This is a genomic window from Streptomyces viridosporus, from assembly GCF_002078235.1.
Classification (GTDB): domain Bacteria; phylum Actinomycetota; class Actinomycetes; order Streptomycetales; family Streptomycetaceae; genus Streptomyces; species Streptomyces viridosporus.
In genome coordinates this window covers 1-9,515 of the sequence record NZ_MSGP01000367.1, presented here as the reverse complement: position 1 = coordinate 9,515, position 9,515 = coordinate 1, and the positions used below count along the sequence as shown (strand labels likewise).

General features: G+C 71.5%; 11 protein-coding genes and 1 pseudogene. 9 read left to right on the top strand and 3 right to left on the bottom strand.

Features of this window, described 5'->3' with window-relative positions:
* Nucleotides 1–361: AIM24 family protein (locus B7L92_RS25570; protein WP_143626375.1), on the bottom strand; the 361-nt coding region annotated here is incomplete at its 3' end.
* A gap of 243 nt (nt 362–604) precedes the next feature.
* Between B7L92_RS25570 and B7L92_RS25565 the strand changes: the two genes are divergently transcribed.
* From B7L92_RS25565 to icmA, 5 genes are all read left to right on the top strand, one after another.
* Complete coding sequence (locus B7L92_RS25565; protein WP_081239758.1) at nt 605–949, top strand: DUF3817 domain-containing protein; 345 nt, start codon at nt 605–607, stop codon at nt 947–949.
* Nucleotides 946–1,248 carry an MTH1187 family thiamine-binding protein gene (locus B7L92_RS25560; protein WP_004983282.1) on the top strand — a complete coding sequence of 101 codons (303 nt, stop codon included), beginning with the start codon at nt 946–948 and terminating at the stop codon, nt 1,246–1,248. Before B7L92_RS25565 ends, B7L92_RS25560 begins: the two co-directional genes overlap by 4 nt.
* Nucleotides 1,249–1,348: 100 nt before the next feature.
* The gene (locus tag B7L92_RS25555; protein WP_081239757.1) at nt 1,349–1,858 is read left to right on the top strand and encodes a MarR family winged helix-turn-helix transcriptional regulator; all 510 of its coding nucleotides are present in this window, start codon (nt 1,349–1,351) and stop codon (nt 1,856–1,858) included.
* 57 nt (nt 1,859–1,915) lie between these two features.
* Entirely contained in the window at nt 1,916–2,254 is a 339-nt protein-coding gene (locus B7L92_RS25550) for a DUF3817 domain-containing protein (protein ID WP_016824598.1), read from the top strand.
* 84 nt (nt 2,255–2,338) lie between these two features.
* Nucleotides 2,339–4,039 carry a coenzyme B12-dependent isobutyryl-CoA mutase large subunit gene (gene icmA, locus B7L92_RS25545; protein WP_081239756.1) on the top strand — a complete coding sequence of 567 codons (1,701 nt, stop codon included), beginning with the start codon at nt 2,339–2,341 and terminating at the stop codon, nt 4,037–4,039.
* 39 nt (nt 4,040–4,078) lie between these two features.
* Here the strand turns inward: icmA and B7L92_RS25540 are convergent, their stop codons facing one another.
* Both B7L92_RS25540 and B7L92_RS25535 read right to left on the bottom strand, forming a co-directional pair.
* On the bottom strand, nt 4,079–4,897 hold the full coding sequence (locus tag B7L92_RS25540; RefSeq protein WP_081239755.1) for an SAM-dependent methyltransferase: 819 nt from the start codon (nt 4,895–4,897) through the stop codon (nt 4,079–4,081).
* A 149-nt stretch (nt 4,898–5,046) separates the two neighbouring features.
* Complete coding sequence (locus B7L92_RS25535) at nt 5,047–5,670, bottom strand: TetR/AcrR family transcriptional regulator (RefSeq protein ID WP_081239754.1); 624 nt, start codon at nt 5,668–5,670, stop codon at nt 5,047–5,049.
* A gap of 236 nt (nt 5,671–5,906) precedes the next feature.
* On the opposite strand from B7L92_RS25535, the gene B7L92_RS25530 reads away from it, so the two are divergent.
* From B7L92_RS25530 to B7L92_RS25510, 4 genes and pseudogenes are all read left to right on the top strand, one after another.
* Nucleotides 5,907–6,887 (top strand): tetratricopeptide repeat protein, encoded by a 981-nt coding sequence (locus B7L92_RS25530; protein WP_081239753.1) that lies wholly within the window; start codon nt 5,907–5,909, stop codon nt 6,885–6,887.
* 656 nt (nt 6,888–7,543) lie between these two features.
* Nucleotides 7,544–8,188, top strand: coding sequence for a DUF6230 family protein (locus B7L92_RS25520; protein WP_081239752.1), 645 nt, complete (start codon nt 7,544–7,546; stop codon nt 8,186–8,188).
* A gap of 188 nt (nt 8,189–8,376) precedes the next feature.
* Nucleotides 8,377–8,964, top strand: coding sequence for a DUF6114 domain-containing protein (locus B7L92_RS25515; protein ID WP_081239751.1), 588 nt, complete (start codon nt 8,377–8,379; stop codon nt 8,962–8,964).
* Nucleotides 8,954–9,515, top strand: a pseudogene (locus B7L92_RS25510) (hypothetical protein); the annotation flags it as partial. The gene B7L92_RS25515 and the pseudogene B7L92_RS25510, both read left to right, overlap by 11 nt.

Genomic DNA, 9,515 nt, shown 5'->3' with positions numbered 1-9,515 from the left:
CAGCTTCACGGGGATGCGCGGCACCGCGCATCCCCGTGAAGCTGGTGCCGGTGCGCAGTCCGCCGTCGACCGCCAGCAGGTTGCTCGACTCCACGTAGAGCCTGTCCCCCTGGAGGCCGACGAGATTGATCTCGGACGCGCGGTCGGCGAACCAGCAGGTCCCGTGCCCCTTCACCTCCATCACCGTCATCTGCTCGCCCGTCAGCCGCCGGGTCACCATCCCCCGCAGGCCCTCACCGCCACCCGTGAGCTTCTTGAAGGCCATCTCGCCGTCGTACGCGACCATGGAGCCGTTCTTCGCCTTCACGGCGTCCCCGGTCATGTCGACGGCGAGCACCTTGCTGCTCTGAAGCCTGAACATCGCCACGGATGTGACGGTAGCGGCCGCTTTGCCCCGCCGACAGGTCCCGTGGGGGAGTCGGAACCCGATCGGCCCCCTACGGGCTACGGACCGGCCGGGACGCCCGGCCACCGGGACCCGCGGCTCCGGGGACCCCCTCGGGTGATCGCGGAGGAGATTTGCCACAATGGGCGGACGCTTGTGCGTGCGTTCACAAACCGTCCGACCCGTCGACACCGACGTCCCTCCCACCGAAGGTGATCCGTGGACATCAAGACCGCCACCGCCCTCCGCCGCCTCCGCCTGGTCTCGGGCCCCGAGGCGATCTCGTTCCTCGTCCTGCTCGTCTGCTCGGTCCTGAAGCGGACCACGGACTTCAACGCCGTCCCGGTGATGGGCGCGGTCCACGGCTTCCTCTTCGTCCTGTACGTGCTCTTCTGGGCGGACGCCTGGAACCGCGCCAAGTGGCCGCTGAAGACCGCCGCCTTCTACTTCCTGATGTCGGTCCTGCCCCTCGGCGGCTTCTTCGCCGAGCGCCGGCTCAAGCGGGAGGCCGAGGACGCGGTGATCGCCACCCGCGCCCGGAACGAAGGAGTGGTGCAGGCGTGATCGTCGCCTTCTCCGTGACGCCGCTCGGCGTGGGCGAGGACGTGGGGGAGTACGTCGCCGACGCCGTGCGGGTGGTCCGCGAGTCCGGGCTGCCGAACCGCACCGACGCCATGTTCACCTCGGTCGAGGGCGAGTGGGACGAGGTCATGGACGTCGTGAAGCGCGCCGTCGCCGCGGTGGAGGCACGGGCTCCGCGCGTCTCCCTGGTCCTCAAGGCCGACCTCCGCCCGGGGGTGGAGGACGGCCTCACCTCCAAGGTGGAGACCGTCGAGCGGCACCTGGCGCGGGACGCCGGGTAGCCGGCGACCGACGAAGCGGCCGGCGGGGCCGGTGCGGTCCCGCCGACCGAAGGGCGAGACGGGGCTGACCAGCATATGACCGGCCGGTAGGGTCGGTGCCGTGCCGAAGCCGCTCAGTCTCTCGTTCGATCCCATCGCCCGTGCCGACGAACTCTGGAAGCAGCGCTGGGGAAGCGTGCCGTCGATGGCCGCGATCACGTCGATCATGCGTGCGCACCAGATCCTGCTGGCCGAGGTCGACGCGGTGGTCAAGCCGTACGGGCTGACGTTCGCGCGGTACGAGGCGCTGGTGCTGCTGACCTTCTCCAAGGCGGGCGAGCTGCCGATGTCCAAGATCGGCGAGCGGCTGATGGTGCACCCCACGTCGGTGACGAACACCGTGGACCGGCTGGTGAGGTCGGGCCTGGTGGACAAGCGTCCCAACCCCAACGACGGCCGCGGCATCCTGGCCCGCATCACCGACAAGGGCCGCGAGGTGGTCGAGGCGGCCACCCGCGACCTGATGGCCATGGACTTCGGCCTCGGCGCCTACGACGCCGAGGAGTGCGGCGAGCTCTTCGCGATGCTCCGGCCGCTGCGGCTCGCGGCGGGCGACTTCGAGGAGGGGTGACGCGGCCCACGTGACCCGGTCCGGGATGGCCCGGAACGGGCCGTTACGCTCGACTGCATGAAGAAGAGCGTGCTGACGCGCTACCGCGTCATGGCCTACGTCACCGGTGTCCTGCTCGTCCTGCTGGTCTTCGGCATGATCGGCAAGTACATCCTCGGGGTGGACGGCGCGGACGACTTCACCCAGGTGGTCAGCATCGCCCACGGCTGGCTGTACGTGGTGTACCTGATCTTCGCCTTCGACCTCGGTTCCAAGGCGAAGTGGCCGGTCAAGAAGCAGATCTGGGTGCTGCTGGCGGGCACCGTGCCGACGGCCGCCTTCTTCGTGGAGCGCGGGATCAGCCGCGAGCTGGAGGCGAAGGTCGCGGCCGAGGCGCCCGCGACCGCCGGGGCGTAGCCTTCCGGGCGTCACCGCCGTACGGAGCAGCGTGCGGCGGTCAGCCATCGACATTTACTAGGACGTCCAAGTAAATTCGAAGGTATGGACGCTGACGCCATCGAGGAGGGCCGCCGACGCTGGCAGGCCCGGTACGACGCCGCACGCAAGCGCGACGCGGACTTCACCACGCTCTCCGGCGACCCCGTGGAGCCGGTGTACGGGCCCCGGCCCGGGGACACCTACGAGGGGTTCGAGCGGATCGGCTGGCCGGGTGAGTACCCCTTCACCCGCGGGCTGTATCCGACCGGCTACCGGGGGCGCACGTGGACCATCCGGCAGTTCGCCGGGTTCGGCAACGCCGAGCAGACCAACGAGCGGTACAAGATGATCCTCGGCAACGGCGGGGGCGGGCTCTCCGTCGCCTTCGACATGCCGACGCTCATGGGCCGCGACTCCGACGACCCGCGCTCCCTGGGCGAGGTCGGGCACTGCGGGGTGGCCATCGACTCGGCGGCCGACATGGAGGTCCTGTTCCGGGACATCCCGCTCGGCGACGTCACCACGTCGATGACCATCAGCGGGCCCGCCGTGCCCGTCTTCTGCATGTACCTCGTCGCCGCCGAGCGCCAGGGCGTCGACCCCGCCGTGCTCAACGGCACGCTGCAGACGGACATCTTCAAGGAGTACATCGCCCAGAAGGAGTGGCTCTTCCAGCCCGAGCCGCACCTGCGCCTGATCGGCGACCTGATGGAGCACTGCGCGGCCGGCATCCCCGCCTACAAGCCGCTGTCGGTCTCCGGCTACCACATCCGCGAGGCCGGGGCGACGGCCGCGCAGGAGCTGGCGTACACGCTGGCCGACGGCTTCGGGTACGTGGAGCTGGGGCTCAGCCGCGGCCTGGACGTGGACGTCTTCGCCCCCGGCCTCTCCTTCTTCTTCGACGCGCACGTCGACTTCTTCGAGGAGATCGCCAAGTTCCGCGCGGCCCGGCGGATCTGGGCGCGCTGGATGCGGGACGTCTACGGCGCGCGGAGCGAGAAGGCGCAGTGGCTGCGGTTCCACACGCAGACCGCCGGTGTCTCGCTGACCGCCCAGCAGCCGTACAACAACGTCGTCCGCACCGCCGTGGAGGCGCTGGCCGCCGTGCTCGGCGGGACCAACTCGCTGCACACCAACGCCCTCGACGAGACCCTCGCGCTGCCCAGCGAGCAGGCCGCCGAGATCGCCCTGCGCACCCAGCAGGTGCTCATGGAGGAGACCGGCGTCGCCAACGTCGCCGACCCGCTCGGCGGTGCGTGGTACGTCGAACAGCTCACCGACCGCATCGAGGCCGACGCGGAGAAGATCTTCGAGCAGATCAAGGAGCGGGGCCTCAGGGCCCACCCGGACGGGCGGCACCCGATCGGACCGATCACCTCCGGGATCCTGCGCGGCATCGAGGACGGCTGGTTCACCGGCGAGATCGCCGAGTCGGCGTTCCGCTACCAGCAGGCGCTGGAGAAGGGCGACAAGAAGGTCGTCGGCGTCAACGCCCACACCGGGTCCGTCACCGGCGACCTGGAGATCCTGCGGGTCAGCCACGAGGTGGAGCGCGAGCAGGTCCGGCTGCTGGGCGAGCGGAAGGCCGCCCGCGACGACGCGGCGGTGCGCGGCGCGCTCGACGCCATGCTGGAGGCCGCGCGCTCCGGCGCCAACATGATCGAGCCGATGCTGGACGCCGTGCGCGCGGAGGCGACGCTGGGCGAGATCTGCGGCGTCCTGCGCGACGAGTGGGGCGTGTACACCGAGCCCGCCGGTTTCTAGAGCGGATCCCCTCCCCGGCCGCCCGGCCGGGGAGGGCGGTCACGGCTTGCGGGCCACCGCGCCGTACAGGGAGATCACGGCGTTCGGGTCGGTGGTCTCGCCGTCGGCGAGCTCGGGACGCCAGTCGGTCAGCTGGACCAGACCGGGTTCCACGAGGTCGAGTCCGGTGAAGAAGCGGGCGATCTCCGCGCGGGTGCGCGGCGCGAGGGTGACGCCCCCCGCCTTGTACATCTCGACGCCGCGTCCCACTCCGACGGGGTCGAAGTCGGCGGTGAGCTGCGACAGGACGAGGTGACTGCCGGAGGGCAGGGCGTCGACCAGCCGCGCCACCAGGCCGTACGGATCGTCCTCGTCGCCGAGGAAGTGGGTGAGCGCCACCAGGGACAGGGCCAGCGGCCGGGTGAAGTCCAGGCTCGCGCGGGCCTGTTCCAGGATGTGGTCGGGCCGGCGCACGTCCGCCTCGATGTAGGCGGTGGCGCCCTCGGGGGTGCTGCGCAGGAGCGCCTCGGCGTGCTTCAGCACGATGGGGTCGTTGTCGGCGTAGACGACGCGGCACTCCGGCGCGATGCGCTGGGCCACCTGGTGCAGGTTGGGCTCGGTGGGGATGCCGGTGCCGATGTCCAGGTACTGGCGGACGCCCGCCCGGCCGGCCAGCCACCGGGTGACGCGCTGCATGAACCAGCGGTTGGTCCGGGCGACGTGCCGTGCGGTCCCGTCGACGCTCATGATGCGCCGGCCCAGTTCCTCGTCCACGGGGTAGTTGTCCTTGCCGCCGAGGAACCAGTCGTAGACCCGGGCCGGGTGCGGCCCGGAGGTGTCGATGCGCGCGGCGACGGGTTCGGCTCCGGTTCCGGTCATGCGGGGCTCCCTGGGTGCTCGACGTGCCGTACGTGTCCCGGTCGGGATGATCACCCGATCCTCGCAGGGCGGTCCTGTCGCGGCAAGCAACTACCTTCGCGTGGAAGGGAGTTCGTCGACGAACACGACCCGCGGACGGTCCGGGCCCCTCAGGCGGAGCCGGCCGCGGCGAGCCCCGACAGCAGGACCCGGGTGAAGCCGTGCACCCACTCCTCGTCCGCCGGCTCCGCGCTCACCAGGGTGCGGTGCACCACCGCGCCGGCCACCATGTCGAAGATCAGGTCGGCGGCGCGGGCCGTCCGGCCGGCGTCGGTCTCGGCCGGCAGCTCGCCCCGCGCCTGTGCGCGCGCCCGGCCCGCGAGGACCAGGTGTTTCTGCCGGTCGACGATCGAGGCCCGGATGCGCTCGCGCAGCGCCTCGTCGCGGGTCGCCTCGGCGACCACCGCCATCAGCCCGCTCCTGGCCTCGGGGCGGGCCAGGATCGCGGCGAACTGCAGCACCACGCCCTCGATGTCGGCGGCCAGCGAGCCGCGGTCGGGCACGCGCAGCTCGTCGAAGAGTTCCGCGACCGCGTCCACGACCAGTTCGTTCTTGCCCGCCCAGCGCCGGTAGAGGGTGGTCTTCGCCACCCCGGCGCGGATCGCCACGTCGCTCAACGTGAGCCCGGACCACCCCAGTTCGACCAGAGCCTCGCGGGTCGCGGCCAGGATCGCGGCGTCCGCGGCCGCGCTGCGCGGTCGTCCGGTGCGACTGGCGGGGGTGCGGCTCTGCATGGCACGACCTTAACGGCGGAGACCGCGCGGTCGGTCGTGAGGGAGATCACCCGGGCCCGGTGCCGCGGGGACCCCGTCCGGCGTTACGCTACGAATCGTAGCGAAAGCACGTGCGACCGACGTGCCCGAGCGACGACCACGGCGTGGGGTGGGGACCCGGCGCCCGACAGCACACGAACGCCTGGCTTTCCCCGGACGTTTTCACACACGCGCGCCGCACGGGGGAGGATAGACGCATGCAGCCACGGAACATGTCCATGAGCGGAGTCGTCGACCTCGCCGCGGTGAAGGCGGCCCAGGAGGCCAAGGCGAAGGCGGAGCAGGCGCGCGCCGAAGCGGCCCGGCAGGGCGGCGGGGGCGCCGTCTCCCCGGCCGATCTCGTCATCGACGTCGACGAGGCCGGCTTCGAGCGCGACGTCCTGCAGCGGTCCACCGAGGTCCCGGTCGTCATCGACTTCTGGGCCGAGTGGTGCGAGCCCTGCAAGCAGCTGAGCCCCGTCCTGGAGCGGCTCGCCGTCGAGTACAACGGGCGCTTCCTCCTCGCCAAGATCGACGTCGACGCCAACCAGATGCTGATGCAGCAGTTCGGGATCCAGGGCATCCCGGCGGTCTTCGCCGTGGTGGCCGGACAGGCGCTGCCGCTCTTCCAGGGGGCCGCGGGCGAGGCGCAGATCCGCCAGACCCTGGACCAGCTGGTGCAGGTCGCCGAGCAGCGCTTCGGCCTGACCGGCCTCGTCGTCGACCCGGAGGCCGAGCCGGGCGGCGGCGACCGGGCCGCCGTCCAGGACGCGCCCGCCGGTCCGCACGACGCCCTGCTGGAGGCCGCCGTGCAGGCCCTGGACGCCGGTGACCTGGGCGGCGCCGTCCAGGCGTACAAGAACGTGCTCGCCGAGGACCCGGGCAACACGGAGGCCCAACTGGGTCTCGCGCAGGCGGAGTTGCTCCAGCGCGTACAGGGCCTGGACCCGGCGCGGGTGCGCAAGGACGCCGCCGAGAAGCCGCAGGACGCCGCGGCCCAGATCGCCGCCGCCGACCTGGACCTGGTGGGCGGTCACGTCGAGGACGCCTTCGGCCGGCTCATCGAGACGGTGGGGCGCACCGCGGGCGACGACCGGGACGCCGCACGGGTGCGGCTGCTGGAGCTGTTCGAGGTGGTCGGCGCCGAGGACCCGCGCGTGATCGCCGCGCGCCGGGCGCTGGCACGGGCCCTGTTCTGAGCGGACCGGGCGGCGCGGAGCCCGGTTCCGGCCGCTGCGCCGGCCGTCCGGATCCGTGGGGCCCGAGTGGAGGGCCGGTCCACCGGGACCGAAGCGGCCGCGCTTTGCCAAAACTTGGCAATCGCGGCCGCTGTTACTGCGAGTAAGTCGCAGGCATCGGTCTGTCGGATTCCGTCCAAGGATCAATAGTTTTGTACGCCCCCGCCGAGACACCCAGCGTCGCCGACCGGGATCGGTGGGTCGCCCCTCGGTTACCCGGCCGTTACTAGCGAGTAACGAACCCCCTTGTATGTGCGGCGAGAATGCACCACGATCGGCGACGCTCGGTCCATCGCCCGTGCCCCGACAGCCAATCGGGCCCGCGGGCCTCCTGGGTCCCCACCGAGCAGGGCCGGCGGCAGTGACGCCGGCCCTTGGACAGGGGGGTCTTCGCCCGCGGGTGAAGCCTGTCCAGCAGGGTTGTGCGTGATGCGTGTCAGGCGCGACCAGTGGTTGTCGCTCGGGGGTGACCGCCGGTGATCCGGGCGCTTCGTGCGCCGTCGGGTGCGGGCGCTCTCCTTCCCGAGGACGGAGCACTTCTCCCATCCCTGCCCGACCGAGCCGCCGTCCGTGACGGCCGGTCAGGACAGGAGATGTACGTCCGAGAAGGAGGAAATATGGAGTCCCAGGTGCGTGGCGGGACCAGATGGAAGCGGTTCGCCGTGGTCATGGTGCCCAGCGTGGTCGCCACGGCCGCGGTGGGCGTCGGCCTGGCGCAGGGTGCCCTCGCGGCGTCGTTCAGCGTCTCCGGCCAGCAGTTCAAGGTGACGGCCGGTCACCTGCACGGTGAGGGTTTCGCCCAGTACGGCGGCATCGACAGCGTCTACACCTCGACCGACGGTAAAGAGAAGACGCAGGTTCCGGTCGCGATCTCGTCGTTCGACACGGCGAGGATCACCAAGATGTGCCAGTCAGTCAAGACGGAGATCCCCCTCATCAAGAAGACGATCTACCTTCGTCTCGAGGCGGGCAACGCTCCGGGCAAGCCGGTCACGGCCGAGAACCTCTACATCGACGTCGCCCAGCTCGACGCCGACGCGAAGTTCAAGAACATCGACATCGGCGTCGCGATCCGGGACAAGACGCGCGGCCCCGCGAACAAGGACGAGAAGACCACCCAGCCGGGTGGCTTCGCCCAGCAGGCGGAGTCGGCCGACCTCTACGGCGTCAAGCAGACGGCGTGGGCGACCACGGCCGGCACGTTCACGCTGAACGGCCTCTCGATGCGTCTCGGCGCGGACCCCAAGATGGAGTGCTACTGACGGCCTCCGTCACCGGGGTGTTCCGGGGCAGCTGAGCTGCTCCGGGGGGCGGGGGAGCCGTCGCTTCCCCGCCCCGCCGGCCCCGCCGGTCCGCGTGCCGGGCCATCCTCACAGACTCAGACTTCCGGCTTCTCAGCGCCTACGGCCGAGCCGGTACGTACTTCCACCGGACCCAGGGAGCTTTTTCCATGAGTGCCGAGACTCCGGTCCAGAGCGCCGGGACCTTCACCCGGCTGCGTCTGCGCTTCCGCGACTGGCGGGGCACCCGGCCGTTCTGGGCCGGCCTGTTCACCTTGCTGGGCGGCATCCCCATCGCCTACTTCCCCTACGCCACGCTGAAGCTGGGCCACATGTCGCTCGCCATGGCGACGACCGCCGGGTCGGGGTCGCTGATCATCGGCGTCCTGCTGTTCACGCTCGGCCTGACGATGTGGTTCCAGCAGGCCACGCGCATCTTCGCCGGTGTCGCGTCGATCCTCCTGGCCCTGGTGTCCCTGGTCGTGTCCAACATAGGCGGCTTCATCATCGGCTTCCTGCTGGCGATGATCGGCGGTGCGCTCTCCCTCTCCTGGGCGCCGGGCGAGGCGGACACCGGGGAGAGCGACCCGCGGGGTGCCCTCCGAGGGCCCGGCGGAGAGGGCGCCGTGCGGGACGACGCCCCCGAAGACACCGTCGCCGAGCCGGGGCGGCCCCACCCTCCGTACGAGACCGGCGGTGACGGGGAGACGGGCGGCGTCCGGGCCGAGGACCTCGACAGGGGGCACCGTGTCGGCTGACGAGACGCGCGACCCGAGAGCCGCCGCGCTCCCGGGTCCCCGGACGAAAGGGCCGCGCCACGCGGCCCCGAAGAAGCCGCTGCTGACCCGGCTCCACGTGCCGAGCGGCAAGGTGGTGGCCCTGGCGGCGATGCCGACGGCGGTCCTCATGGGGATGGGGTTCACCCCGACCCTGGCGCTCGCCGACGGCAACGACACGCCGCCCTCCAGAAGCCTGACCGCGGACGAGTACAAGGACTGCCTGGCCGCCATCGAGGAGGCCGAGAAGGGCACCGGGAAGGACGACGCCCCCGCGTCGCCCGCACCGACCCCCACGGCGAGCGACAGCGCGTCCCCGGACGAGGACCCCGTCGCGGAGCCCACCCCCTCGGCCTCCGCCGGTGCGGGCAAGGGCGCGGACAAGGACACGTCCTCTTCGTCGGATTCAGGTTCCGACGACAAGGACGAGCCCAAGACGTCCGCCACCGCCCCGGGCTCCGCAGGCGGCGACACGGCCACGCCGGCCCCGTCGGCGACCACGGGCTCCGGCGGCGGCCTGCTGGGCGCGCTCG

Bases quoted from the DNA above. Each gene is read 5' to 3' on its own strand.
- B7L92_RS25550 (WP_016824598.1), top strand. From the start codon at position 1,916: ATGAAGAAGAGCGTGCTGACGCGCTACCGCGTCATGGCCTACGTCACC.
- icmA (WP_081239756.1), top strand. From the start codon at position 2,339: ATGGACGCTGACGCCATCGAGGAGGGCCGCCGACGCTGGCAGGCCCGG.
- B7L92_RS25540 (WP_081239755.1), bottom strand. From the start codon at position 4,897: ATGACCGGAACCGGAGCCGAACCCGTCGCCGCGCGCATCGACACCTCC.
- B7L92_RS25535 (WP_081239754.1), bottom strand. From the start codon at position 5,670: ATGCAGAGCCGCACCCCCGCCAGTCGCACCGGACGACCGCGCAGCGCG.
- B7L92_RS25530 (WP_081239753.1), top strand. From the start codon at position 5,907: ATGCAGCCACGGAACATGTCCATGAGCGGAGTCGTCGACCTCGCCGCG.
- B7L92_RS25520 (WP_081239752.1), top strand. From the start codon at position 7,544: ATGGAGTCCCAGGTGCGTGGCGGGACCAGATGGAAGCGGTTCGCCGTG.
- B7L92_RS25515 (WP_081239751.1), top strand. From the start codon at position 8,377: ATGAGTGCCGAGACTCCGGTCCAGAGCGCCGGGACCTTCACCCGGCTG.